Raw genomic sequence first — 24,648 nt, 5'->3', positions numbered from 1 at the left:
TGATCACCTAGAGTTTATAAACTACGTTGATTGACACGCTTGGATAATTCTTCAGCAGACTCTTTGCGCTCTGAATAACGATTTGTGAGGTACTGACTTTGCCCGCGGGTGAGTAGGGTGAATTTATATAATTCTTCCATCACATCCACAATCCGATCATAGAAGGCTGAAGGTTTCATCCGTCCATCCTCTTCAAACTCTAAAAAAGCTTTGGGAATAGACGATTGGTTTGGAATCGTGATCATACGCATCCAACGACCTAAAATACGCATCTGGTTTAAGCTGTTAAAAGACTGCGAACCACCACTGACCTGCATCAAGGCTAAAGTCTTGCCTTGCGTTGCACGAATCGCACCACCCGCTAGAGGTATCCAGTCAATTTGTGACTTAAAGATTGAACTCATTGAGCCATGACGTTCAGGTGAACACCACACCATACCTTCTGCCCAAGCGAGTAAATCATGCAATTCTTTAACCTTTAGATGCTCAGTATCCGCATCTTCAGGCAAGGGTAAACCTTTAGAATGGAAGATTTTTACTTCAGCACCAAACTGCTCCAAAATACGTCCTGCTTCCATCACCGCCAATCGGCTATATGAACGCTCACGGTTTGAGCCATACAGCAGCAAAATACGCGGTGGATGATTCACCTCTTTAGCCTGTACTTTTTCTAAAGTAGGTTGATCGAGAAGATTCATATCTACATTTGGGAGATTCATAGCGTTAGGCCTCTTTAAAGTATTTCTTTCTTAACCACAATGACACGCTCACCAAAGCAATCAGCACAGGCACTTCAACCAATGGTCCGATCACCGTTGTAAAAGCGACTGGCGAAGCTAAACCGAATGTGGCGATTGCAACGGCAAGTGCTAATTCAAAGTTGTTTCCAGCCGCAGTAAAAGAGATTGCTGCTGTCTTCGGATAATCATTGCCCATCCATTTGCTCATAAAGAAGCTAATAAAGAACATCAATACAAAGTAAATTGTTAAAGGAATCGCAATTCGTAAAACATCCATTGGCAGGCTTACAACATCACCACCTTTTAGGCTAAACATAGCCAAAATCGTGAACAGCAAAGCAATCAAACTTAGAGGACTGATTTTCGGAATAAACTTGGTTTGATACCACTCCACGCCTTTTTGTTTCACCAAAATTAAGCGCGTTAAGAAACCTAATAAAAACGGAATACCGAGATAAACCAAAACAGCATGGGTAATGGTCCAAAAATCAACATTGATCACTTGCCCTGCAACGCCAAAATAAGGCGGTAAGAAGGTCAAGAATAACCAAGCATAAGTACTAAAAAACAAAATCTGAAAGATACTGTTAAAAGCGACCAATGCTGCGACATATTGATTATCACCACAGGCCAAACCATTCCAGACTAAAACCATCGCAATACATCGTGCTAAACCAATCAGGATTACGCCTGTCATGTATTCGGGATAACTCTGCAAAAATATGATTGCCAATGCAAACATGAGCACGGGAGCGATCAGCCAGTTTTGTACTAAGGATAAAGTTAGTGTTTTCTTATCCTTAAATACTTGCGGCAACGTCGCATAGTCCACTTTTGCCAGTGGCGGATACATCATCAAAATCAAACCTATCGCAATCGGGATATTGACTGAATCCACACTCATTTTGTCCAAAGCGACAGAAGCTTGCGGAAAGAACACGCCTATCGCAATTCCCAACGCCATAGCAATAAAAATCCATAGCGTCAGGTTACGATCTAAAAAGGATAATCTTTGTTGAGCCATGATGTTCTCATTCAATATGCGAAATTTGATTGATTGCGGCAATCAAATCTGGGCGAGACATATGCGCTGTATCGAGTGCCAATAAAGCGTCTAAGCGACGGTTGATATGATCAACAGTGACTTGGAATGCTTTGAGCTTTTCTTCTTTCGGTAAATCCAAATGTGAAGGATCGACCAAACCCCAATGTGCTTTAATTGCACCACCTAAATACAGCGGGCATGCTTCTTGAGCTGCCGAATCACAGACGGTAATCACAACGTCAGGTTGGTATTGTTCGCAGTCATCAATCGTTTTACTCCACAAACCTTCAGTTGAAAGACCTAAGTTTTCCAGAGTTTCAATGGTCAATGGATGCACCTGTCCAGATGGTTTGCTACCTGCACTGTAAGCTTTCCACCCTTCAGGCGCACGACTATTAAACAGCACTTCTGACAGGATGCTACGGCAACTATTTCCAGTACATAAAAAAAGAAATTTCATATTTTACTACTCGCAATAACTATTGATTTGCTGAAAGGATGGTGCAACTTTTGGCTGTATATCGGTATTGTTAAGGGTGTTAAGTACGTCTACGCACCAAGTGGGTAAATTGGGATTGAGACTGTAATAAACCCATTGCCCTTGACGTCGATCTTGTAAGAGACCCGAAGAACGCAGTAAGGCTAAATGCCGTGAAATCTTGGGTTGGCTCAGCTGTAATTTTTCAGTCAAATCACAAACACACTGTTCATTATTCCCAAGAACCAACATAACAATGTTGAATCGCGTTTCATCAGCCAAACATTTAAAGAAATTGATTTGATCCATATTTTTACTCACTCAAACATATGGATATATCAATATTCACATATATCCATGAAATTTTTATTTCAATCTCTGCCCATTCGCATCAATCACTTGCTCACCGTCTTCTTTAGTGAAAGCACCCTTTTGCGGTAAAGGCAAAATCTCCAACACAATTTCAGAAGGACGACTTAAACGAGTTCCTCGTTCAGTCACCACGAATGGACGGTTAATTAAAATTGGATACTGAAGCATAAAGCACAATAATTGGTCTTCGGTCCAGTCTTCATTGTCAATTCCTAAATCTATATATGGATCAACATTCTTACGAATCGCCTCTCGCACCGTTAAACCTGCATCCGCGATCATTTGAATCAGTTCATTTTTAGATGGAGGTGTTACAAGGTACTCAATCACTTCAGGTTCAATATTGGCATTACGAATTAATGCCAATGTATTACGTGATGTACCACATTCAGGATTGTGATAGATCTTCACTTTTGGAGTAGCAGTCATTTGCTCAAACTCAATCGAATCTTTACATATATTTATATATGAATAAACATATATATGCAATTCCATATTTTACTTTAAAGCATTACCATTTTGTCCAGCACAATGAGCAGACAATAAAAAGCCTGATAAATAATCAGGCTTTTTATTGTCTAATTTTAGATTTAGCATAAAGTTAATTTTAGAAAATCTTAATCTTTAGCTAACATAATCTTCGGTTGATATCACTTGAGCATATGCAAATTCAAAAGCGGCCATTAATGTTGCATGAACATGACCAGCAGGTACTTTAACGCCATTAAATTCTAGGTCTAGCGTTGCACAAGCATCATGAATAACCCTTACCTTATAACCAAAGTCAGAAGCAGCACGAACAGCAGCATCAACACACATATGGCTCATAGCACCAATCACGACTAGCTCAGTCACGTGATTGCTATCTAAAATTTCTTTGAGATTCGTATTTAAGAACGCGTTGATGTGATTTTTAATGACCACAGTTTCATCTGCTTGTGGCTTAACTGTGTCCTGAAATTCAATACCAATTGAGTCAGGTTGAAATATAGGCGATTCAGCATTCGCAATATGCTGGACATGAATCACTTGAGTACCCTGTTGACGGGCCTTGGCAATTACCTTCACTGCATTAGCAGCAGCCTGTTCAATATTGACCAAAGGTAATTTACCTGTAGGCAGATATTCATTTTGTAAATCGATGACTAATAAAGCTGATTTTGACATGTCTGTTCCTTTATTTAATCTATATTGGTTTTGTTCTGCTTATGATTTAAAAAAAGTGGAAATTCCACTTCTTTAAGTTGCTTTAAAATGAAAGCGTTTCACCATCGATAGGAATTAAAACCTTATCTTGGATTCCTTTGTCTTTTACATATTCTGCAAGCTGAGCACGTGTTACCGACATGTGGTTAATGGCATCCATGTGAACAGCAATAACTTTGGCATTTGGGGCTTTCTGAGTTGCGTGATAAGTATCTTCTTTGCCCATAATGATGGACTCTTTATATCCATCCATTAATGCATTACCTGTATTTAATACAATTACATCAGGTTTAAATGTTTGAATTGCCTGATCAACTTCAGGACGCCAAATGGTATCACCAGCCATGTAAACCGTTTCATGGCCAGCAGCTTCAAATACCATACCCATTGCTTCACCTAATCCAGCTTTGAGTTTAGGAATACGGTACATAGCATCAGTACCGTGTTGACCACCAATTTTAGTGAGTTTAATGCCTTCAAACGTTGTTTGTGTTAATACACGAACATCTTTAAAACCCTGTGACTGGATGACTTTTTGGTCTTCTTTATTCTGTACAAACACAGGCATGTTTTTCGGAATAGTCGCTTGTGCTGCATCATCCCAATGATCTAAATGGGTATGGGTCACGATTACCGCATCTACACCTTCTAAAATCGTTTCGGGCTTGATAGGCAAATCGACTAATGGATTGCGTAAATAGCTACGATGAGTATCAGGGAAACCTTCATAAAACCCCTTTTTCGCAAACATTGGGTCAATTAAAAAGGTTGTATCGGCATAGCTGATTTTAATCGTTGCATTGCGAATTTCTTGTATATGGGTAACTTTAGAGGTATCTCGCTGAACCACCTGATCATTCGCATATAAATGGACTGAAGCGATTGCCAGAGAGAGTGCAATAACAGAGCGGCTTAAAACTTTATTCATATTCCAGATCCAATCATTGAGTCATGCTTGGATCATGATAGAAATCATCCAATAAAAAAATTGTCCTTAAAGACAATCATCGAAACTATTGGGACAAAATGCTATAGTCACAATTTTCGCGGAGAGAAATGGAGTGGCTATACCTACTATTGGATTGTTCGTTTATCCCAATATCAATCCGTTTCACTTCTCCATTCCTCACATTATCTTTAATATTAAAATTGAAGATAAGCCATTATTTAACCTTAAAATCTTTTCTATAGATGGCCAGCCCGTAAAAACAGAACAATCCATGATCATTATTCCTGATGGCGGCATCGAACTCATCAAAGAGTCGGATCTCATTATTATTCCTGGATGGAATGATTTTAATCACAAGCCTGAACAAGTCCTGATTGAAGGCCTAAATTGGGCATATCAGACTGGAATCAGAATCGTGGGGCTATGCTACGGGACCTATGCATTGGCATATGCGGGTTTGCTCGACCATAAAAAAGCCGCTACGCACTGGATGGCTGAACACGATTTCAGTGAACGATTTCCACAGGTTCAGCTCGATCATGATGCCCTGTATGTAGAAGACCAAAGAGTCGTCACCTCAGCTGGAACAGGCGCAGCATTGGATTGCTGTCTATATTTAGTACGTGAAATCTATAATGCACGAGTTGCAAATAAAGTGTCTAGAATAATGGTGATCCCACCTCATCGTGAAGGAGGACAAGCTCAATTTATTGAACAGCCTGTGGCAAATTCGAGCCAGGATGCACAAATTAATCTGTTACTTGATTTTTTAAGAAAGAATTTAACTATTCAACATAGTATTGAAGGCCTAGCTGAACGGGCAAATATGACACGTAGGACATTCACACGGCATTTCAAGAAAGCTACGGGCATGACCTTAGTCGATTGGCTGAATACTGAAAGAATAAGACTAAGTTGTGAATTATTAGAAACCACAAACTTGTCTATCGAAAAGATCACCGAGCTTTCAGGGTTTAACAATACAGTGTCATTTAGAAAGAACTTCCGTGAAAAATATGGCACCAGTCCTCAGGTGTGGAGAAAGTCTTTTGGGATCAACACTAAAGATCTGCAGCTCTAAGTAAAATATTTGTAATTTTAACAGTTCAGCATGGATGGCCTTTACGTTAAGGCTATTCGTTGGTTAATAGCGTGATTTCAGCAGGGGTATAACCACGCTCATAAAGGATGCTGCAAATGGCTGCTCTAAGATTTTGGCAGCTAGATTTTTGAATTTTCTTAACTAAGTCCAAATCACTATAACTACTTAAGTTATATTTCATCTCAAGAACTTTTGAATTCGGTGGTGAACAAAAGGAATGTAAGAACTTACGTATTCGGGGGCGCATATAGAGCACAAAAAAATAATGGATTATTATCTTATCGAATTTTTTCACAGTAGAAAAGTGGGTACTCTTAATTTTAATATTGCACTTAGACTTCAAAATTTTTTATTCAAGTAGATGATTTTACTCAAAGTGAAGCTGGTATTCATCCGTCGTGATTTTGATTTTTAAACGCTTATATTTTCTTTTCGTCGCACTTAACGCTGAATTAGTCACTTCTGCATGAAACTTAGGATCATTCATTAACTCATGAAATAGCTTATATCCCATCAATACTTTACTGATCTTTTTATTTTCTTTCAGTGTGTTTTCAATTATTTGGTCTAAATCACTTACAGAAAAGTTATACATACCGCCCTCTTCACAACGCAAATTTGACTAATAAATGTACAGAATAATCACAAATAAAGAAACTGATATAAAATATTTTCCTTTAAAAAAAATAGATTTTATAAAACAAACATAAGCATTCACGTACAAATTCTCAAAATCGAATTAATAGTTATTTTATATTACTCACATCAACTTAGCCTGAGGACTTTGTATTTGGAAAAAGCAGATACGAGCTACTTACCCTCATCAAAATTTTTAAACTCTTTGGAAAGCTGACTAAGTGTTTTGACTTGCTTTCCATAACGACGACATGAACGGCATGCCAACAAATGAATTTGTAAATTAGTCTGTTCTAGAAACAGAAGGGGTCTGTCTAATCTTTCAGATAATAATTGGGTGGCTTGGAGACACGTTAGCATGAGCAATCCTCCTTCAATAACCATTTATTTTCTAAGCATTCACGTAATCTTGTTCGACTTCTATACATAAGTACATTTAAGTTAGTAACAGTAATTCCGAGCTTTTCACAAATTTCATCTGAACTCAGTTCAATCATTTCTCTAAGCATAAAAACTTGTGCATATTTGGCTGGTAAGTGATTCAAACAGGCATTAAAAATGATCCAAAAATCATGTTGCTCCAACATCTCTTCTGGACTAGGCCAAGCTTGAGGTGCTTCATATTTATGCCAATGTCCAGACGCATCAAATAACGCATCTATACTTAATTCGCTTTCCTCATCATTAAACAACTCGCTCATTGTCATCAAACGAGATTTTTGTCGAATTAAATCAATAATTTTGTTTTTTAAAATAGCAAACACCCATGTTTTAAAAGCTGCCCGACCAGTAAAAGAGCTAATATGTTGGTATGCACTGGCTAATGCTTCTTGAACAGCATCTTCAGCAAGTTGAAATGAGGACAATTGTAAAATGGCAAACTTCAACATTTGTTGTCTGAGTTCGATTAAAAAGGCTGGGCTTTGCAGTTGTTGCAATATTTCCTCATCCCTATTTGCTGGTTCTACGCTCATCCCTTTTCCTCATCATTGTTATTGGGAGCATCTAACAATTTCAATCGGGTTAATAACTCTTTTAACCCATAGATCTGTGTTTGGATCTGGGTATTAGAAAAATCAGGGAATGTCGCTTTTATTAAATTCTTAATGTCTTGTTCAACTAACTCTTGTTGATTGAGTTGTTCAATGACCACTGCAAATAAAGCAGATAAGGTTTCGATGCAGATATGATCTTGATCATTTCGCCATACCATGATGACACTCGGCATATGCTCAATTTCAGAAATGCTCATACGTGACGACCATTGATAGACTGGATATTGATAAACGAGCACCCAGACTTGGGTTTTTAATTGCCATTTATCCTGCAAAGTCACCTTTTTTTTTGCAATTTCAATGGTATCTAAATAGAGTTCAAGCCACTCATACTGTAAGAGCTCAGATAACCAAGGATATTCTTTTAAAATAGGATGCTGACAGTCTGTCAGATACTCTCTAAATTGTAGGGAAATATCATTATAAAACGGTGAATCGCATTGCGCTTTTTGAAAGAATTCATTTAATAGCTTTTGCCACTTTAACTCAGGCAAGATTGCTCGAGTTACTGGATAAACCAAGTTAATAAAAGAACAAACATTATTAAAAAGTAAATCTCGATAAATCTGCATTCTTTCCGCAGGAAGTGCTTTCGGCAATTCAGATTGAGGAGAACGAATCCAGTTACAAAACTGCTGCTGCGTCGCGTGGAAAGATATTTGCTCTATTTTCATTACCGCCCTCCTGCTGCATTATTGTAATTTTGGTCATTTCATCTTGTAACGCTTTCCACGATGGAATATTAAAATCACGCTCAAGTAAGGTTGGCTTTACACCGCAGACTTGATAAGTATGTTGCAATAATTGCCAAACAGAATCACACACTTCTGCGCCATGCGTATCAATCAATAGGTCTTGTTCAACTTGTTCATGTCCCGCAATATGTATATAACGGATCCGCTCTTTTGGCATTGCTCGAATAAAAGCGTAGCCATCACTGCCATGATTTATACTGTTTACATAGACATTATTCACATCAAGTAGTAATTCACAGTCAGCTTGCTGAAGAACTTCAGAAACAAAATCGGCTTCACTCATCTCAGCATTTGGCATTAAATAGGTTGAGACATTTTCAACCACCAATCTTTTTCCTAAAATATCTTGAACACGTAAAATACGTTCAGCCACATATTTGACCGCAGTCTCTGTCATTGGAATCGGCATCAAATCGTATAAGTAGCCACTATCATATGTATAGCTTAAATGTTCAGAATAAATCGGGACATGATAATCTGCTAAGAAACTTTTAATCTGTTGAATAAATTCAATATTGAGCGGATGAGGTCCTCCAATCGATAATGATAGTCCATGACATATTAATGGTGCTTTTTCTACGCATCGTGCTAATAGCTTTGCATGCCGACCACCAAAACCCATCCAATTTTCAGGTGCAATCTCTATAAAGTCTGGAGCTTTTTCAGCACTAAGAAATTCATCTATAAAATCCCTTCTTATCCCAAGTCCTACACCAGCTAAATCAACCATAGCGATACTCCAATGTTGGAAATGATGTCGACTATGTGATCCATAGCGACATCATCTTCTAACTGATTGACTATTTAGCACCACACTTGCCATCAGCAACTTTTTTATCAGCACCACATTTCGCATCTGCTGCTTTATTGGTTGCACCACATTTACCATCTGCTGCTTTTTTATCAGCGCCACATTTTGCTTCAGTGGTCTTTTCGTGTTTATGCATTTTATTTGCACCACACTTAGCTTCACCACATTTGCCATCAGCCGCTTTACTTGCATGTGTTTCTGTCGCATGAGTAGTTGTTGCTGCGGATACTTGAGTTACACCAACTACAGATAAAGCTAATAGTGCTGCGACTGATGTGATTGAGTTTAGTTTGTTCATTTTTCTATTCCTTTAAGATAATTTCTCGGTTTGTACTTAGGTACATGTTGTTAGACGACTTAAACTGACATTTATTACAGTCCAAATTAAAAATTATGTAAGAAATACCGTTATCACCCGACTAATGACTATTCAATCGCATTGGGTGTGAATTTATCATGAACAACGTTATCTATCTTTTATCAGAAAAATTCCAAAAATTTTGTAGTGTCATAAAACATGGTGATGGTATTGCAGCACTTGCACTAAGACTTTATTTAGTTCCGATATTCTGGATGGCGGGTACAAATAAATTTACCCATTTTCAAGATACAGTCGAATGGTTCGGTGATACTGATTGGGGTTTAGGTCTACCATTTCCTACACTGCTGGCTGCACTCGCAACTTCGACTGAAATTATGGGGGCTATTCTGTTAGCGTTAGGCTTATTAACCCGCTTTATCAGCATTCCACTCATTATCACCATGTTAGTTGCTATCGTTACGGTACATTTACCGAATGGATGGCAAGCAATTGCTGATCCCAATGCGCCATTTGCTAGTGCTCAGGTGATTGCTTCATCTGAAAAGTTAGAAAAGGCTCGTCAGATATTAGAGACGTATGGAAATTATGACTGGTTAACTTCAAGTGGATCATTTGTCATCTTAAATAATGGTATTGAGTTTGCAGTAACTTACTTAGTCATGCTGTTAGCTTTATTGGTACTCGGTGGTGGGCGCTACCTAAGTTTTGATTACTGGCTGAAGCGTATATTTTTAAATATCAAAAGGGCTTTGTTGCACAAAGCTGTTCGTAAGCTCTGATTCAGCAATATAATTCTGAGATGAATAAGTCTATACCTAAAATCTATCGTACAACCAACTGGCCCACCTACAATAAAGCTTCAATTAATCGTGGAAATATTTCGATTTGGTTAGATCCTCAGACTCAATGGTATGCTCAATTTCAAGGTAAACAAGGACGAAATTAAACCTACTCAGATAGAGCAATTCAATGCTGTTTGATGATCAAATCTCTATTTCGACTTTCTTTACGTCTGGTCACGGGCTTTGTGCAAAGCCTTATTCAACTCTGTGGTTTAAGTTGGACGGCACCAGATTATTCCACACTCTGCAGAAGACAAAAGCAAATTGATATTGCGATAAGCTATCGGCAAAGTCATGGTGAACTACATCTACATGTAGATTCAACTGGCCTGAAGTTTTTAGGTGAAGGTGAATGGAAACGCAAGAAACATCAACCTGAATACCGTCGGCAATCGCGTAAACTGCATATTGGTATAGATGCTAAAACGCTGCAAATACGGGCAGTTCAGCTCACGACGAATAATGTCAGTGATTCACAAGTACTTGGTAATTTACTTGATCAAATTCCACCAGATGAACAGATTGATTCAGTCTATATAGATGGGGCTTATGACACAAAACAATGCCGTCAGGTTATTGCAGATCGACAAGCGCATGCGGTGATTCCGTCAAGAAAAAATGCGAAGCCTTGGAAGGATACAAAAGTTCATTCGCTAGAGCGAAATGAATTACTTCGTATTGTTAAACTTTAGGCAGGACACTATGGAAAAAATGGTCAGGCTATCATCGACGCAGTTTGGTTGAAACCAAGATGCACTGCATCAAATTATTAGGCGATAAATTAATGGCAAGAAGCTTTCCTAGTCAGGTGAATGAAATTCATGCTCGTGTAGCGGTCTTAAATAAATTTACAGAAATAGGCCGACCTCATACCCAAGTTGTCACTTAAATTTGAGCGACTAAGGAAAGCTCTATCTTTAAAATCTTTATGCAACAAAGCCATTCAGATCTAGATGTTGAAATGCAGTTTAATTTTGCATTTAGTCTCGTACTTGATGTGAACAATCTGTGAAGCATTACCAAATAGATATAACAATACAAAATAATATCCATAAAACATATATTTACTAAAAAACAATAAAGACATATGGTTAATTAACATGCGACAAACATTGAACTTAAATATCTTCATTTCTATGCATTCTACACGCTTAACAATAGAAAATGATCCTTTTCAAGTCTAAATATACCTCGACGTGTTTCTCAGCAAAGCTAAGTTGTTTTACAAATTTAACCGTGTAATCAAAAGTTCTTCGAAATCAAATATCAATAATTAAGGAAAATTATACATGGAACTCAAAACACTCATCTGTACTCTCACCGCACTCGGTGGCATCGGATTAGTTGGATGTAATGATTCAAATTCATCTGAGCCTATTCCTCCAACAAATGCTACCGGTAATCTCTTGGTACTGACCAGTAACGGTATGATTAGTTCACTCAATCATGACAAACCTGGTTCACTGATTTCAAATATTAAAATTTCAGGTTTAGTTTCTGGGGATCAACTGGTTGGAATGGACCATCGTCCAAGTGATGGAAAGTTATATGCAGTAGGTTTGTTGGGTAATATTTACACGTTAAATCCAAGCTCTGGCGTGGCAAAATTCGTCATTAAGATAACAGCTGATCCAGCAGATACGACCGATGGTAATGCAGCTTTTAGTAAAATTACTGCCAATCCCGATGCGCTTAGCGTGAATTTCAACCCTGCTGCGGATCGTCTAAGAATTATTGGTCAAGATGGTCAAAACCTAAGAGTCAATGTTGATACAGGTCTCACTATCACCGACGGAGAAATCAGTCGGGTTGGTGATGCTACAACTGAAGTCAGTGCCGCAGCTTATAGCAATGCTTTTGCTGGAACGGCAAGTACAAAATTATACAGTATCGATTCTGCGACAGATCGCATTTATCTGCAAAATGCAAATGCCGGAACATTAGGTATCTCTGCACCCTTAGGTCAGGATGTATCGAATAACGGTGGTTTTGATATAGACCCAATGAATAATATTGGTTTTGCCGCATTACAAGTCTCAGGTGCATATAAATTATTTAGAGTTAATCTTGCTCATGTAGGAACGACCAGTAACGCTATTTTTGAGACGAGCGACTTGCCTAGCGAATATCGTCAAACCTCCATTCGTGGGGTTGCACTTAATCGAGCAGAAGATACCACCTCAAAAGGAATCGGGCTGACTAACAATAATGCTTTAATTCGATTTGAAATCAATCGTCCAAATGATACGACTGAACAAAAAATCACAGGCGTATTGGTCAATGAAAAATTCGTAGGTATTGATTTTAGATTACGTACTGCTACCGATAAAACCAATACGCTATATGGTTTAACTGACCAAGCAAACCTGTATACTATTAATCCAAATTCTGGTGCTGCAACACTTGTGACTGCGCTTAAAGCCGGTACAGGTAGTAACTTTAGTGCTCTAGACGGCACAGAGTTTGCTGTTGACTTCAATCCAACGGCTGACCGTTTAAGAGTCATCAGTAATTCGGGGCAAAATCTGCGAATCAATGTCGATACAGGTGAAACCATTCAAGATGGCAAAATCAATGGGATCACCAATGCCGTGATTAGCGCTGCTGCATATACCAACAGTTTTCAAACACCTATTTCAGCACTTAGCACCGAATTATTTAATCTAGATCAGACCAATCAGTTACTGACGAAGCAAGTTCCACCCAATGATGGAACATTGGTGAGATTAGGTAGTCTTGGCGTGAACTTAGGCTTGAATGATGGTTTTGATATTGCTGGTGGTGATAATGGATTGGCTCTAGCGGCAATAAACAACAATAATGGTGCTTCTGTCCTATACCGTATAGATCTAAATAGCGATACAACACTAACAACTCCACGTGCACGTCCCGCAATTTCTGTCAGTGGTACGCCTAGTGTTATGAGCTCAATGATTGGTTCAAACACCACGCCCGCCTTGATTGATTTAGCGATACTTTTCAAATAGTTTAAAGAGTGCGCTTACCAAGTTAAAAGACCAACAGTCAAAAAGACGCATATAGGTCCGAATTGATAGGGTTGCAAATGGAAACTTTGGAGATACTGAACCAGTCAGTGAAGGTATCTCTGAATTAAGTTTCTTTTTTGGACCAAGCTATAGGATTTATTATTGCAAGCAAGGGCAAAGGGTTATTATTTTCTTACAAACGTTCCCAAATCTACTTGATTTTATTTAACATAAATCTCTTATGCGTAATTCCCAATATTTAAATTTTCCATCAAATTATTGTCAATTGAACATAATAGAGCTTACTCGAAACAGCCCTCACTCAGAGGGTTTTCTCAATTAACACACTGCACACAAACAGTGACATGTGCACCTTTGTCGAAATCGAATGCGCTGTGCAGTCCGAAAGTAGAATGCACAGCAACATGTGGTTAGTTATCCTGAGCAGCATATTTCAAGTTATCCGCTACACGATTCGTCCAGTCTGAGAGGGGGGTAACACCAGACGTGCTATCTAGAATCCCCAATAATTAAATAGGGATAGTTCCAAAATCGGTGGCTATTCAGGGATTGATTTGTAAGAGATTTTATAAAAGTAACTATGACGTTAATTAAGTATATAAAGTTGTATAACAACATCTCATAAAAGAGAAACAACCTCCGAGAATAATAGATATCGAACGGTTTTTTTTATGTCTGATCCATTTTAAAAAATAGAGGCTTAAAACTCTCTTAAGATGGATTGCTTAAAAATTTACGCATCTGTCTATGTCTTCTAGTGAGACCTAGTACCTCTTTACGCTTAATAATTTCATCTTCAGTAAAAGGCAGATGATTAATAAGCTCCTCAATCACCATAACACTATTTTCAATTAAGAAACTATCTTGCTCGGTTGACCAATTTGAGGTTATATGCTCAGGTTTTTTAGACAGTCTTTTCATAAAAAGAAATTATACCTAATCATGAGGACTCTTGACTTTCTTCAAGCACTCGCGGAATACACAAATTTCTTTATGGTCATTGGTGTAATCAATCTCTCTAGCACCATGAAGGCCAAATATACACATTAATAATCTGATCATCTTATTCCTCCTTTAACTACTTAAAAGGTATATGTCTTAGGCATCTATATTTATATGAATCCCTGTAAGACAGCATTTCGAACAACCTTATCGAAGTTTGAATGAAATGAATTTTCAGTAGTGTGACGCTTTGACAATAAACAGAAACTTGCTACCACACCTATGCCCACCAAAGTTAATATTTTCATCTTTAATTCCATCCGTGTAGAACTTTTGATTCAAACATATCATTGTGATTTGTATCTATCTAACCGCCTTCTGATGAATTACTGTTCATAATGTAACCACATTATTATTTATGTAATTGAATTTATTAAATAATGAAACAATTCCTATCAAATTACACTGAGTTATTACAACTTATAGATTTAAAGCTTTATGTGCCCATTTCAGAAATTTATCTTTATCGTTGAAATGAGGGACATTCAATAAATTGATATAGGAAACTTCGCCAAAGTTTCCTGAGATTTTATTTGATTCAAGAATTGTAAAATCTTCTTCTTGCCCTACATGTACTTCCCGAAAAAACTCCGTAACCTTCCGATCAAGGTTTAGTGAGGTAAACCCCTCTCTTTCAACTAAAAAGTCATAGATCTGGCTAATCACATGTAGTTCAAATTTTCTATTCATTGTTTTCCGTTCTCATAATTATTTTAACAATTGGTTTAATTTAAACTAATTTCTTTTACGGATAAAGGCAATAAAAAACCTACTCTCAGGGACATTTAAATAGATTTTCGCTTAGCCTTTGCTAGTAATATCTCTATTCGTTAAGTAACTTCCCACAATTTAAGCTCAGCATCACGCCAAAAATAGTAGACGTCACCATCTATGACATACATTTGCTTAATGTAGTTTATTGATTTTGGCTTGTTTACTTCTTTAGCATTAAAACATGGTTTATCAAGCACTATTACCCTGCCATCCAAATCACCACCGATACAGATATTCATTTCTATTCTTATTGTTGTAAGCAATGATTAAACTATATCACAAACGAAAAAGCGCAATTATCTGAACGCACTTTATCTACTAAGTATCTGATGAAAAATTAAAATTCATACCAATACGATTAAATTAAGCTACCATTAAAAAAGCTCTACATTTCTGTAGAGCTTTCCCCTTGGTCTTTTGCGCCGAAACAAGGAATCGTCGTTTTTTTTTAAACAAAATAATTAAATAATTAATAGAATAAAAAATTAAGCAAAAAAAACCTGCAACTTGGGGAAGGTGCAGGTAGAAAACTGATATTAACTATCATGGAGAACTTAATACCAAGTAATATACTCGGTTTATATTGAGATCTCATTTACATTTTATTCCAAATTATCTAGCAACAAAAAAAAGTCCTTCAAATGATGAACTTTTTGCGGTAATTAAGTGAATTTCTATAACTTCGTCCACTATAGCAGAAATACGACATATACCTTGATCAAGGTCAAGTTAGAATATTCTCAATTTGCACTTCTAGCTTTGCTTTAATACTATTCACTTAAGCAATTAAAATAATTGATCTAATGTCTGAACCTCAGTTTTCTCTTAGTGATTACCTATCCACAGTACAGGAAGTAATTCAAATTACTTTCAATGAGCCTGTATGGGTGAAAGCTGAGATCCGCAATCTCAATATTAAGGGTGGACATTACTATCTTGAGTTAGCTGAAAAGGATGAAAACACCGATAAAGTTATAGCAAGTTGTAAAGGCACCATTTGGAAATTTACAGCACAGAAAATGTGTGCTTAAGTTTGAAAGAGAAAGTGGTGTAGAACTTTCAAAGGATTTAAATGTCTTGGTAAAAGTCAGAGCCAAGTTTGATCCTCAGTATGGCTTTTCAGTGAATGTTGAAGATATTAATTCAAGCTATACCCTTGGAGACATTGCATGGCGCTATCAACAAATTTTAGAAAGACTTACCTCTGAAGGCTTATTAAATAAAAACAAACTCGACTGCGGTCTCCTGAAAATTGACTCTGGCGGTCTGTGTGCCTTGCATGCCTAAAGCTTGCCAGTGAGCTGAATCAATCGAGATCGATGATGGGTTTAAGTCAATAATGCAGAGCTGAGATTTCCCTTGTTGATCTTTAAAACTGATTAATGCTTTATGAATCAATTCAGCACCTGAACACCACTGCTTAACTCCATGACAAAGCCCATTTTTGACCTGTAACGGCGCTGGTCCACCATCGGCAGCCCAAACAGCCCATGTCTCCTCATCGATTTCTTTTTCATAACCGAGTTCATGCAAAATACTTAAAGCATCAAAATGTGACTCAAAAAGCTTGGCTAAACTTAGGTCAAAGCCAGCTATCTGAGCAAAAATTTGCCAACGCTGATAGGTTTGCCCCGAAGCAGGTTCAGGCAACCTTCCAACAGAATGAATCAACTGTTTCAACACAATTGGACGTTGATTTAGTTTTTCTTCAGCTGAGTAATGCTCAAAGCGATTTAATATCTCTAAAGTTGAGCTTTTTATAAATATTTTTCTATTCATTCTTAAAATATTAATTCAAGTCAATTAATTTAAATAACAGGTGAAATATTATGTTTGTTTAAATAGATAAATATTCATAGTTATTTAACTATTTATTTCGTTTTGTTTCATTGTTAACCAAATAGTATGTTTAGGTGTATCTATAAAATCATCATGTAAGGATTATTTAAAATCCAACAATTATAAGGAAATATGCAGTAGTTTAAAGGCTTCCGTGTTGTTATGTTTATAAAAGAGGTTTAAGAAATGAGTACTTTAAATATTCAAGATATTAAAAAACATTCAGATGTAATTGCTTCTTGTGGTTCCAAAGTCGGAACAGTTGATCATCTCGAAGGTGATAACCAACTCAAATTGACTCGTGATGAAAATGATCAACATCATCTGATCCCAACGGCATGGATTGGTGAAGTCAAAGATGACAAAATAGTTCTGATTAAAAATTCAGAAGAAGTTAAGCAACAATGGCAAGCTATTTAAATTATTCTAAAATAAAGAGTACGACTAGATTTTGGTCGTACTCTTTTATTTCTTTGTAAGTAATTTCAAAGAAGCGCGAATCCGTCGCAATGTCCGTTGAATCAAAGGTGTTTCATTTCTTACTTGTAAAAATAGGTAGATGGAATCTATTTGTCATAGACTACATCTATTTTATATAAATTAATAGGTTAGCCTACTATCATTTAAAATTACTTCCTAAGAATGGGAAAATATACTCAACCACTTTTTGCGTAGCCCATAAACCAATCTCTTGGTGATGTTGATGTGGAGCTAAATATGGCATCAATTTGCTAATTTTATGCCCAGTATTTGTAGATATCTGAATTTGCTGCTGTAACAGCGATAATTCTTTTTCTGACAAATAACTAAAATCATTTAGTTCTATAAAGTTTTTTATATATTCTGAATTTACTGGATTAATGCGTCTACTTAAATTAGCACCAGCAATCCAATCATAAATAAAAGTTTTTTCTGCAGCAGAGAAAACTCCAAACATTTTCCCATCTTCTTCATTGATCAGTTTCCAAAATCGGCTATGTTCCGGATCTTCGTTAAGCTTAATCCATCCTATTTTTATTAGCTCAATAATGAATTCCTCAACCTGATCTTCTTCTGATAGCCATGAATTTACAGACTTATTATTAAACTTGCATTTCTCATTATGCATGTGCTTTCCAACCAAAGCTTTGCTCTTGAAAATGTCCAGAACCACTCGCTCAGTATTTAGGTTCTTTATTATTTGAACTGAGCTAACTCCCCGATTATTCAATAAAAAGCCTATCTTTAATTTACGAATAAATTCGGATTGATTTGGGTAGCGTTTGGCTAAACATTTAATCGCATTTGTAGCTAATTGAGCATGTCCATTATCAAAGTTATCAATTGTAATGTGTAGGTTAAAATATTTGGAATCAATACCTAACTCTTTAAGTTCATAATTTGTAATCAGTAAATGAAGTGGTAGTTGTTCGTATCCAAAATTAAAACCTGCAATCTCGGGTATAAAATCTGATGGAGCATAAGCTAAAGCCAATTGTATTGCTGACTGGTGATAATATTCATCAGGCAAATTCATTGAAAATTGATGAAGACCAAGTGATAGAAGTAATTTATTGAAAAGTTTTACATGGTTACTTTGACTGGAACCTAACCCCAACTCCTCAACATATATCTGTATAAAGTCTCTAAAAGCTGGATCATTCCAGTACTGTGTAAAGCTATAAAGCCAAGCCCCGTCTACACGTTTGGTCGGTGCTACTTTGTATAAAAACTCATAAGCTTTACTTGTAGTTCCAAAAAACTCCCTTGCACTCCCATTTTCACGCCTTTTTAAGTACTCTTTGTAATGCAAGCATTGTGTTTTATTTTGTTTCTGCATCCAGACTGCCAATTGATCAACATTAGTAGGAAAATCAGAGAAATCACTATCCAAATGAAGTATTTCGTTTTCTAGGAAATTAAAAGCTTTCAACTCTTTTGCAGAACGCGACACTGATGGATCTAAGAAAAATTGTGTTATTTCAAAATATTTCTGATGGGCATCGGTTATTAAATTTAAAATTCTCTCTTTTACTGCAGTAGGCATTATAATTCTCTCGCGGTAAATAACTTATACCAACATAATTGACACTTATACTTAATTAATTAACAACTTTGAAAAGAAACGTTAATAAATGTAATCCTTTAATTTATTTAACATCACAATACAACACCTTAATTAAATATTTATAATTTTTAGAAAAAATAAAAATTTCACAATCTGTGATATAAATCACACTCATTGGAATTAAAAAAATTATGGTGTTTAAAATTAGTAAAAAGCATTATATCTAATTTATAAAATTTTTAACTTTATTTATTGAAAGTACAAGCACCGTTATTATTCCTTTCGTTATTCCATTGATCCAACACAGATTTTTTTTCAAATTCAAAAAAAAAATCAATAAATTACAAACACAAATCCAATCAAAAAGATATAAATCTGAATTAAGAATAAAATTTAACATTGTTAGCCTTTTGTAAAAAACAAAATATATATTTCCATTTATTATCAACACCTAAACCTTTAAAACAAACACAATTTAACTCAAAAATTAAAATGTAACACCTCTGATGTTTTTTAAAACACAAATTATGATATTAATAATAAATCTACTGATTAATAATGTAGATTAATTCTAATCTTAATCTTATGAGGTTCAGTAAAATGACTAATCAAAATCAACAGCAAAAAAATCAGCAACAGCAGCAGCCAAATCAACCGCAAAAAAAGCCAGATCAGCAGCAACAGCAACAGCAACCAGACCAACCGCAAAAAAATCCGAATCAGCAAAAACAACCGAACCAAAACTAGCAAAATGAACAACACGGTCAACAGAAATAATAGTTTTTCATGTTGAATAACATTATAAAAACTAAAACTCATTCATTAATTAAATCCAACTAAGAATTATTTTTTGAATTCTTAGTTGGATAGAATTGGAGTTCATTATGACTATAAATGACCATCAAGACGAAAACCCAATCAAACATGATTGGCGTACAGATTTTTCAAACCGCCCATATTACGGCGATATCCAACGAGAACTTCCCGATGTGGATTATGACCGTGATCTTCGTTCAGCCTATGAACTAGGTCAGCATGCCCGTAATGAGCGTGGTACTGATGCACGATTTGAGGATTCAGAAAGTGATCTAAAAGTAAAATGGGAAGAATTAAAGGCTGAATCACGCTTAAAGTGGGAACAAGCCAAACATGCTATTAAAGATGCATGGGACAAAATGTAAGTCAATATATTGATAATGAGTCTTTTAGACTCATTATCAACACATCTAAATAATAATTAAATAGGTGTAAAATGGACTTTATAAAAATACTATTAGCTGATACTACATTCACTTTTGCAGCAGAAATTGTACTTCGTAGTATCTTGATGTACTTCTTAATTATCTTGGTTTTAAGATTTTCTGGTAAACGTGGTGTCAGGCAACTTTCTATCTTTGAAATCGCAATTATTCTTAGTTTAGGATCTGCTGCTGGCGATGCTATGTTCTATGAAGAAGTTCCGATCATACATGCTGTCATCGTTTTTGCAGTAATTATGGCTTTATATCGCTTAACAACTTATTTAATGATGAAATCCGATGCTATTGAGACCGTATTGGAAGGTCGACCAATATACATCGTCAAAAATGGTTTACTGATTGTTGAGGATATTAAGCAAGAAAAGTATTCATATGATGAGTTCTTTGCTGAAATGCGCCAAAAGAAAATAGAGCATCTTGGACAAGTTAAAATGGCACTGCTTGAGACTGATGGCTGCCTAAGCGTGATCCCATATTCTAAAGAAAATATAAAATGGGGCCTTCCTCTGTTTCCCGATGAATACCAAATCGCAGATCATCACAATGTAGATCACTTTTATTCTTGTATGTTGTGTGGCCAAACCCAACTTTTAAATCATTTAAAAGAAGAATGCCCTCGCTGTCAAAATACAAAATGGGCTAAATCCTGTTTGTATTGCGAGGAATATCAAAATTAATAAGCTTTTGTTTTGACTTAGATTAATTCAATATTATTTAAAATGAATAGTTTAAGCGAACAAAAAATACACATTTCTTTACCTTACTCAAAGAGTAAATACTTAAAGTTTATATGGGTATCTTTGATCCAAAAAAGAGTTTCTGGCAAGTAACTCATATTCGATTGTAGATAACCTATTAAATTGTATAAGCACAAAATATCCGTCAACAAATAAGCCATTAACTTACGTGAAAATAAATACTTATTTTCATAAAACGTTATAAAGCAAATGTATAAGAGAATGTGATATGAAAGAACCAAATACACCAAAAATCGACCAGCTTTCTGAGGAAGCATACGTGGATCCTATAGGTAAAACTCTTACCACTTCTTTAGGTGTTCCCGTAGCTGATAATCAAAATAGTCTAAAAATTAATGAGAAAGGCCCTACTCTTCTCGAGGACTTTCTTCTAAGGGATAAACTTATTCATTTTGATCGTGAGCGTATTCCAGAACGTGTTGTACATGCTCGAGGGGTCGGTGCTCATGGTTACTTTCAAGCTTATACCGGTAATGAAAAATGGACTAAAGCCAAGTTCCTAACGGACACAAATAATCAAACCCCTATCTTTGTCCGTATTTCTACAGTTCAAGGTGGGCGAGGTTCGGCTGATGTCGTTCGAGATGTACGAGGTTTTTCTATAAAATTTTATACTGAAGAAGGAAATTATGATTTGGTGGGGAATAATATCCCTGTCTTCTTCATTCAGGATGCTATTAAATTTCCGGACTTTGTTCATGCAGTAAAGCCAGAAGATGCCAATGAAGTTCCAACTGGTCAATCTGCCCATGATACTTTCTGGGATTTTATTTCTTTAAACACCGAAGCATCACATATGACTACTTGGATAATGTCAGATAGAGCAATTCCAAGAAATCTACGCTCTATACAAGGTTTTGGTGTTCATACATTTAGATTGATTAATAAGAATAATGAAGCATTCTTAGTGAAATTCCATTGGACTCCAAAGCAAGGGGTAGCTCAAGTCGTCTGGGATGAAGCCCTAAAAATTAATGGCAAAGATCCCGATTTTCACAGACGTGATCTGTGGGATGCTATTGAGCGTGGCAATTACCCGGAATGGGAATTAGGCGCACAAATTTTCTCTGAAGAAGATGCAAAACAATGGGACTTTGATGTCTTAGATGCTACAAAATTAATCCCAGAAGAACTTGTACCTGTCACTCCACTAGGTAAATTTGTTTTAAACAAAAATACAGATGATTTTTTCGCAGAAACAGAACAAGTTGCTTTTAGTCCTGCAAATATTGTCTCAGGTATAGATTTTAGTAACGATCCCCTTTTACAGGGACGGCTATTTAGCTATACGGATACTCACTTACACAGACTAGGTACGGTAAATTTTAATCAAATTCCAATTAACAAACCCGTTTGTCCTTTTCATACGAATAGACGAGGTGGTTATGCTAATCACGAAGTTTATAAAGGAAAGGCAAATTATGAACCTAATTCTGTTGATGAAAATTGGCCAAGAGAATCACCTAATGACAGTGGTGCCTTCAAGACACATCCTGAAGAAGTACAAGGCAGCAAACTAAGAGTTCGACCAGAAAGTTTCGCTGATCATTTCTCGCAAGCCACAATGCACTACCATAGTTTGGAAAAACATGAACAACAGCATATTAAGGATGCATATTCTTTTGAATTATCTAAGGTTAAATCGGAAGATATCCGCAGACGTGTAGTTTACGCTGTCTTAGCTAATATTGACTTTGACTTAGCTGAATATGTTGCGAAAGAGTTAGGTATTAAAACTCCCCCTAAACAGCAAGATAGTCTGCACCAACCCGTAATTGAATCTTCGAAAAGATTAAGTACCTCATCTTTTCCTGCATCTGATATTAAACAGCGAAAAATTGCCTTGCTCGTTCATAACGGTGTAAATGCGTCATCAATAGATGATATTAAAATATGGGCTGAAGCAGAAAAAGCTATTGTGGAAACTTTAGCACCGAACGCAGCCCCTGTTAAATCTAGTGATGGCAATGAAATACCAGTAGATGGAAGACAAAATGGCGAGCCTTCAGTGACTTATGATGCCGTAATCGTGATTGATGGGAATAATTTAGAAGTATTTAAGGCTGATGGAGTTTCTAAACATTATGTATTAGAGACATATAAACATCTCAAGCCCATTGTTTTCCTGGGTGATAAATGCGCTTTAATAGATGAGTTTCAGCTCACTAAGGATGCAGCTCTATTCTCTACTCAAAATTTTAAAGAGATCCAAGATCAATTCAAACAAGCTATTCAAAATCACCGTTTGTGGGATAGAGAAAAAGTTGTCGCAGCTATTCCAGCATGAATTTATTTGAGATTAAAAGTAGTGTAAGCATTTGATTTCAAAAAGCCCTCGACGAGGGCTTTTTGATCTACTTTTGCTCTTTAAGTGGATTCTCAGGCTCTTCATTTGGTTTTTTCTGAGGATCTGGATTCTGATAGGTTTTCTGATCACCCTTGTCATCGTTTGATTCTTTTTGAGGTTTTGATTCTGGATTTTGCTTATTAATCATGTCGGTTCCATCACGTGAAATACTATAATAATAGATATGACATCAGGCTCTATCTATCAATAATAGATATGTTACGCAATACTACCCTGTAAAATAATTAGCACCTTAAATTCATTACTATTTCCCTAAACTATTATGCATTGATCACACCTGATAGTTATAGGTGGCTTTGTTGCACAAACCTACCGATAAAGTCCTATTCAGCAATATAATTTATAAATGAATAAGCCTACACCTAAAATTTATCGTACAACCAATTGGTCATCCTACAATTGCGCTTTGATCAATCGTGGCAATTTGACAATTTGGTTTGATCTGAATACTAAGTGGCATGCACAATCACAAGGCAAACAAGGTCGAAATCAAACCTATTCTGATATAGCAATTCAGTGCTGTTTAATGATCAAATCTCTATTTCGACTTTTTTTAAATATGGTCACAGGCTTTATACAAAGCCTTATTAAGCTTAGTGGGTTAAGTTGGACAGCACCAGATTACTCCACCCTCTAAAGACGGCAAAAACATATTGATATTGCAATCAGCTATCAAAAAAATCATGAAGGACTATATCTATTAGTAGACTCAACTGGCCTTAATTTTTGGTGAAGGTGAATGGAAACGCAAGAAACACCAACCTGAATATCGTCGGCAATGGCGTAATCTGCATATTGGTATAGATGCTCAAACCCTTCAATTATGTACACTACAACTGACCAAAAATAATGTCAGTAATTCACAAATTCTTCAGGATTTACTTAATCAAATCCCATCTGATGAGCAGATTAATTCTGTCTATATAGATGGATCATATGTTACAAAATATTGTAGACAAGTGATTTCAGATCGACAAGCACATGCCATGATTCCATAAAGAAAGAATGAAAATGCCATGGAAAGATAAGAAAGTGAGATGCATGGAGCGAAATGAGTTATTTAAAACAGTTAAACGTCTAAGAGGAGCACTTTGGAAAAAGTGGGTCTGGTTATCATCGGCGAAGTTTGGTCGAAACCAAGATAAATTGCATCAAATTATTAGGCGATAAACTCTGCTAAAGGAATTTTGACAGCCAAGAAAATCAGATCCATGCAAGCGTAGCCGTATTAAATAAATTTACAGAATTATGTAGTCTTCATACCTAAGTTGTAACTTAAA

Annotated in this window: 25 protein-coding genes and 5 pseudogenes; 12 read left to right on the top strand and 18 right to left on the bottom strand. The window is 36.2% G+C overall.

All coding sequences use genetic code 11. The features are described 5' to 3' along the window. Positions 1 to 14: 14 nt before the first annotated feature. From arsH to WH214_RS07430, 7 genes are all read right to left on the bottom strand, one after another. Positions 15 to 719 carry an arsenical resistance protein ArsH gene (gene arsH / locus WH214_RS07460; protein ID WP_339421576.1) on the bottom strand — a complete coding sequence of 235 codons (705 nt, stop codon included), beginning with the start codon at positions 717 to 719 and terminating at the stop codon, positions 15 to 17. Between the two features lie 4 nt (positions 720 to 723). Next, positions 724 to 1,764, bottom strand: coding sequence for an ACR3 family arsenite efflux transporter (gene arsB, locus WH214_RS07455; RefSeq protein ID WP_067669987.1), 1,041 nt, complete (start codon positions 1,762 to 1,764; stop codon positions 724 to 726). Between the two features lie 7 nt (positions 1,765 to 1,771). Continuing rightward, positions 1,772 to 2,245, bottom strand: coding sequence for an arsenate reductase ArsC (locus WH214_RS07450; protein ID WP_004981612.1), 474 nt, complete (start codon positions 2,243 to 2,245; stop codon positions 1,772 to 1,774). 6 nt (positions 2,246 to 2,251) lie between these two features. Further along, positions 2,252 to 2,572, bottom strand: coding sequence for a metalloregulator ArsR/SmtB family transcription factor (locus tag WH214_RS07445; protein WP_004981615.1), 321 nt, complete (start codon positions 2,570 to 2,572; stop codon positions 2,252 to 2,254). A 57-nt stretch (positions 2,573 to 2,629) separates the two neighbouring features. Further along, positions 2,630 to 3,064, bottom strand: coding sequence for an arsenate reductase (glutaredoxin) (arsC, locus tag WH214_RS07440; RefSeq protein ID WP_004981624.1), 435 nt, complete (start codon positions 3,062 to 3,064; stop codon positions 2,630 to 2,632). 195 nt (positions 3,065 to 3,259) lie between these two features. Then, positions 3,260 to 3,802 (bottom strand): cysteine hydrolase family protein, encoded by a 543-nt coding sequence (locus tag WH214_RS07435; RefSeq protein ID WP_163169899.1) that lies wholly within the window; start codon positions 3,800 to 3,802, stop codon positions 3,260 to 3,262. Between the two features lie 82 nt (positions 3,803 to 3,884). After that, complete coding sequence (locus WH214_RS07430) at positions 3,885 to 4,769, bottom strand: MBL fold metallo-hydrolase (RefSeq protein WP_339421577.1); 885 nt, start codon at positions 4,767 to 4,769, stop codon at positions 3,885 to 3,887. 133 nt (positions 4,770 to 4,902) lie between these two features. Here WH214_RS07430 and WH214_RS07425 point away from each other — a divergent pair, with 133 nt between their 5' ends. Continuing rightward, complete coding sequence (locus WH214_RS07425; protein WP_339421578.1) at positions 4,903 to 5,871, top strand: GlxA family transcriptional regulator; 969 nt, start codon at positions 4,903 to 4,905, stop codon at positions 5,869 to 5,871. A 388-nt stretch (positions 5,872 to 6,259) separates the two neighbouring features. Here WH214_RS07425 and WH214_RS07420 read toward each other — a convergent pair whose 3' ends face one another. The 6 genes from WH214_RS07420 to WH214_RS07395 all read right to left on the bottom strand — a co-directional run bounded on the left by WH214_RS07420 (position 6,260) and on the right by WH214_RS07395 (position 9,447). Further along, positions 6,260 to 6,487, bottom strand: coding sequence for a hypothetical protein (locus WH214_RS07420; protein ID WP_004981635.1), 228 nt, complete (start codon positions 6,485 to 6,487; stop codon positions 6,260 to 6,262). A 215-nt stretch (positions 6,488 to 6,702) separates the two neighbouring features. Next, positions 6,703 to 6,888 (bottom strand): zf-HC2 domain-containing protein, encoded by a 186-nt coding sequence (locus tag WH214_RS07415; RefSeq protein ID WP_004981638.1) that lies wholly within the window; start codon positions 6,886 to 6,888, stop codon positions 6,703 to 6,705. Continuing rightward, a complete protein-coding gene (locus WH214_RS07410) occupies positions 6,882 to 7,502 on the bottom strand; it encodes an RNA polymerase factor sigma-70 (protein WP_004981640.1) in 621 nt (206 codons plus the stop codon). The genes WH214_RS07415 and WH214_RS07410 overlap by 7 nt, the downstream gene beginning before the upstream one ends. Further along, complete coding sequence (locus tag WH214_RS07405; protein WP_339421579.1) at positions 7,499 to 8,257, bottom strand: HvfC family RiPP maturation protein; 759 nt, start codon at positions 8,255 to 8,257, stop codon at positions 7,499 to 7,501. The genes WH214_RS07410 and WH214_RS07405 overlap by 4 nt, the downstream gene beginning before the upstream one ends. Further along, positions 8,208 to 9,068, bottom strand: coding sequence for an HvfB family MNIO-type RiPP peptide maturase (locus WH214_RS07400; protein WP_339421580.1), 861 nt, complete (start codon positions 9,066 to 9,068; stop codon positions 8,208 to 8,210). The genes WH214_RS07405 and WH214_RS07400 overlap by 50 nt, the downstream gene beginning before the upstream one ends. A 70-nt stretch (positions 9,069 to 9,138) precedes the next feature. After that, a complete protein-coding gene (locus WH214_RS07395; protein WP_218287667.1) occupies positions 9,139 to 9,447 on the bottom strand; it encodes an HvfA family oxazolone/thioamide-modified RiPP metallophore in 309 nt (102 codons plus the stop codon). Between the two features lie 158 nt (positions 9,448 to 9,605). On the opposite strand from WH214_RS07395, the gene WH214_RS07390 reads away from it, so the two are divergent. From WH214_RS07390 to WH214_RS07375, 4 genes and pseudogenes are all read left to right on the top strand, one after another. Then, positions 9,606 to 10,250, top strand: coding sequence for an HvfX family Cu-binding RiPP maturation protein (locus WH214_RS07390; RefSeq protein ID WP_339421581.1), 645 nt, complete (start codon positions 9,606 to 9,608; stop codon positions 10,248 to 10,250). 20 nt (positions 10,251 to 10,270) lie between these two features. After that, positions 10,271 to 11,202, top strand: a pseudogene (locus tag WH214_RS07385) (IS5 family transposase). A 400-nt stretch (positions 11,203 to 11,602) separates the two neighbouring features. Then, positions 11,603 to 13,300, top strand: coding sequence for a DUF4394 domain-containing protein (locus WH214_RS07380; protein WP_339993123.1), 1,698 nt, complete (start codon positions 11,603 to 11,605; stop codon positions 13,298 to 13,300). A 16-nt stretch (positions 13,301 to 13,316) separates the two neighbouring features. Beyond that, positions 13,317 to 13,496: pseudogene (locus WH214_RS07375) on the top strand (type II toxin-antitoxin system RelE/ParE family toxin); the annotation flags it as partial. Positions 13,497 to 14,032: 536 nt separating this feature from the next. Here WH214_RS07375 and WH214_RS07370 read toward each other — a convergent pair. Further along, positions 14,033 to 14,242: a hypothetical protein gene (locus WH214_RS07370; RefSeq protein WP_004981654.1), complete on the bottom strand. Its 210-nt coding sequence runs from the start codon at positions 14,240 to 14,242 to the stop codon at positions 14,033 to 14,035. A 501-nt stretch (positions 14,243 to 14,743) separates the two neighbouring features. Next, positions 14,744 to 15,013, bottom strand: coding sequence for a hypothetical protein (locus WH214_RS07365; protein WP_004981656.1), 270 nt, complete (start codon positions 15,011 to 15,013; stop codon positions 14,744 to 14,746). A gap of 887 nt (positions 15,014 to 15,900) precedes the next feature. On the opposite strand from WH214_RS07365, the pseudogene WH214_RS07360 reads away from it, so the two are divergent. Beyond that, positions 15,901 to 16,330, top strand: a pseudogene (locus tag WH214_RS07360) (exodeoxyribonuclease VII large subunit); the annotation flags it as partial. Here the strand turns inward: WH214_RS07360 and WH214_RS07355 are convergent. Further along, positions 16,322 to 16,876 (bottom strand): annotated as a pseudogene (locus WH214_RS07355) (acyl-CoA dehydrogenase); the annotation flags it as partial. The pseudogenes WH214_RS07360 and WH214_RS07355 overlap by 9 nt on opposite strands. 246 nt (positions 16,877 to 17,122) lie before the next feature. On the opposite strand from WH214_RS07355, the gene WH214_RS07350 reads away from it, so the two are divergent. Beyond that, positions 17,123 to 17,356, top strand: coding sequence for a DUF2171 domain-containing protein (locus tag WH214_RS07350; RefSeq protein WP_004981666.1), 234 nt, complete (start codon positions 17,123 to 17,125; stop codon positions 17,354 to 17,356). Positions 17,357 to 17,555: 199 nt separating this feature from the next. Here WH214_RS07350 and WH214_RS07345 read toward each other — a convergent pair whose 3' ends face one another. Beyond that, positions 17,556 to 18,962: an iron-containing redox enzyme family protein gene (locus tag WH214_RS07345; protein WP_339993120.1), complete on the bottom strand. Its 1,407-nt coding sequence runs from the start codon at positions 18,960 to 18,962 to the stop codon at positions 17,556 to 17,558. 621 nt (positions 18,963 to 19,583) lie between these two features. Between WH214_RS07345 and WH214_RS07340 the strand changes: the two genes are divergently transcribed. The 4 genes from WH214_RS07340 to WH214_RS07325 all read left to right on the top strand — a co-directional run bounded on the left by WH214_RS07340 (position 19,584) and on the right by WH214_RS07325 (position 23,287). After that, positions 19,584 to 19,730: a hypothetical protein gene (locus WH214_RS07340; RefSeq protein ID WP_339421584.1), complete on the top strand. Its 147-nt coding sequence runs from the start codon at positions 19,584 to 19,586 to the stop codon at positions 19,728 to 19,730. A 137-nt stretch (positions 19,731 to 19,867) separates the two neighbouring features. Beyond that, positions 19,868 to 20,164: a hypothetical protein gene (locus WH214_RS07335; protein WP_339421585.1), complete on the top strand. Its 297-nt coding sequence runs from the start codon at positions 19,868 to 19,870 to the stop codon at positions 20,162 to 20,164. A 71-nt stretch (positions 20,165 to 20,235) separates the two neighbouring features. Continuing rightward, the gene (locus WH214_RS07330) at positions 20,236 to 20,919 is read left to right on the top strand and encodes a DUF421 domain-containing protein (RefSeq protein ID WP_336162990.1); all 684 of its coding nucleotides are present in this window, start codon (positions 20,236 to 20,238) and stop codon (positions 20,917 to 20,919) included. A gap of 289 nt (positions 20,920 to 21,208) precedes the next feature. After that, positions 21,209 to 23,287, top strand: a complete 2,079-nt coding sequence (locus tag WH214_RS07325; protein ID WP_339421586.1) for a catalase — start codon at positions 21,209 to 21,211, stop codon at positions 23,285 to 23,287. A gap of 67 nt (positions 23,288 to 23,354) precedes the next feature. Here WH214_RS07325 and WH214_RS07320 read toward each other — a convergent pair whose 3' ends face one another. Then, the gene (locus WH214_RS07320; protein WP_004986534.1) at positions 23,355 to 23,495 is read right to left on the bottom strand and encodes a hypothetical protein; all 141 of its coding nucleotides are present in this window, start codon (positions 23,493 to 23,495) and stop codon (positions 23,355 to 23,357) included. A gap of 219 nt (positions 23,496 to 23,714) precedes the next feature. Between WH214_RS07320 and WH214_RS07315 the strand changes: the two are divergent. Beyond that, positions 23,715 to 24,635, top strand: a pseudogene (locus tag WH214_RS07315) (IS5 family transposase). The last annotated feature ends 13 nt before the right edge of the window (positions 24,636 to 24,648 follow it).

The sequence above is a fragment of the Acinetobacter sp. MYb191 genome (assembly GCF_037572605.1).
Lineage (GTDB): Bacteria > Pseudomonadota > Gammaproteobacteria > Pseudomonadales > Moraxellaceae > Acinetobacter > Acinetobacter johnsonii.
This window is presented reverse-complemented; position numbering and strand designations above follow the sequence as displayed.

Excerpts from the sequence above, each read along its gene's own strand:
- arsH (WP_339421576.1), bottom strand. The coding sequence starts at position 719 with ATGAATCTCCCAAATGTAGATATGAATCTTCTCGATCAACCTACTTTA.
- arsB (WP_067669987.1), bottom strand. The coding sequence starts at position 1,764 with ATGGCTCAACAAAGATTATCCTTTTTAGATCGTAACCTGACGCTATGG.
- WH214_RS07450 (WP_004981612.1), bottom strand. The coding sequence starts at position 2,245 with ATGAAATTTCTTTTTTTATGTACTGGAAATAGTTGCCGTAGCATCCTG.
- WH214_RS07445 (WP_004981615.1), bottom strand. The coding sequence starts at position 2,572 with ATGGATCAAATCAATTTCTTTAAATGTTTGGCTGATGAAACGCGATTC.
- arsC (WP_004981624.1), bottom strand. The coding sequence starts at position 3,064 with ATGACTGCTACTCCAAAAGTGAAGATCTATCACAATCCTGAATGTGGT.
- WH214_RS07435 (WP_163169899.1), bottom strand. The coding sequence starts at position 3,802 with ATGTCAAAATCAGCTTTATTAGTCATCGATTTACAAAATGAATATCTG.
- WH214_RS07430 (WP_339421577.1), bottom strand. The coding sequence starts at position 4,769 with ATGAATAAAGTTTTAAGCCGCTCTGTTATTGCACTCTCTCTGGCAATC.
- WH214_RS07420 (WP_004981635.1), bottom strand. The coding sequence starts at position 6,487 with ATGTATAACTTTTCTGTAAGTGATTTAGACCAAATAATTGAAAACACA.
- WH214_RS07415 (WP_004981638.1), bottom strand. The coding sequence starts at position 6,888 with ATGCTAACGTGTCTCCAAGCCACCCAATTATTATCTGAAAGATTAGAC.
- WH214_RS07410 (WP_004981640.1), bottom strand. The coding sequence starts at position 7,502 with ATGAGCGTAGAACCAGCAAATAGGGATGAGGAAATATTGCAACAACTG.
- WH214_RS07405 (WP_339421579.1), bottom strand. The coding sequence starts at position 8,257 with ATGAAAATAGAGCAAATATCTTTCCACGCGACGCAGCAGCAGTTTTGT.
- WH214_RS07400 (WP_339421580.1), bottom strand. The coding sequence starts at position 9,068 with ATGGTTGATTTAGCTGGTGTAGGACTTGGGATAAGAAGGGATTTTATA.
- WH214_RS07395 (WP_218287667.1), bottom strand. The coding sequence starts at position 9,447 with ATGAACAAACTAAACTCAATCACATCAGTCGCAGCACTATTAGCTTTA.
- WH214_RS07390 (WP_339421581.1), top strand. The coding sequence starts at position 9,606 with ATGAACAACGTTATCTATCTTTTATCAGAAAAATTCCAAAAATTTTGT.
- WH214_RS07380 (WP_339993123.1), top strand. The coding sequence starts at position 11,603 with ATGGAACTCAAAACACTCATCTGTACTCTCACCGCACTCGGTGGCATC.
- WH214_RS07370 (WP_004981654.1), bottom strand. The coding sequence starts at position 14,242 with ATGAAAAGACTGTCTAAAAAACCTGAGCATATAACCTCAAATTGGTCA.
- WH214_RS07365 (WP_004981656.1), bottom strand. The coding sequence starts at position 15,013 with ATGAATAGAAAATTTGAACTACATGTGATTAGCCAGATCTATGACTTT.
- WH214_RS07350 (WP_004981666.1), top strand. The coding sequence starts at position 17,123 with ATGAGTACTTTAAATATTCAAGATATTAAAAAACATTCAGATGTAATT.
- WH214_RS07345 (WP_339993120.1), bottom strand. The coding sequence starts at position 18,962 with ATGCCTACTGCAGTAAAAGAGAGAATTTTAAATTTAATAACCGATGCC.
- WH214_RS07340 (WP_339421584.1), top strand. The coding sequence starts at position 19,584 with ATGACTAATCAAAATCAACAGCAAAAAAATCAGCAACAGCAGCAGCCA.
- WH214_RS07335 (WP_339421585.1), top strand. The coding sequence starts at position 19,868 with ATGACTATAAATGACCATCAAGACGAAAACCCAATCAAACATGATTGG.
- WH214_RS07330 (WP_336162990.1), top strand. The coding sequence starts at position 20,236 with ATGGACTTTATAAAAATACTATTAGCTGATACTACATTCACTTTTGCA.
- WH214_RS07325 (WP_339421586.1), top strand. The coding sequence starts at position 21,209 with ATGAAAGAACCAAATACACCAAAAATCGACCAGCTTTCTGAGGAAGCA.
- WH214_RS07320 (WP_004986534.1), bottom strand. The coding sequence starts at position 23,495 with ATGATTAATAAGCAAAATCCAGAATCAAAACCTCAAAAAGAATCAAAC.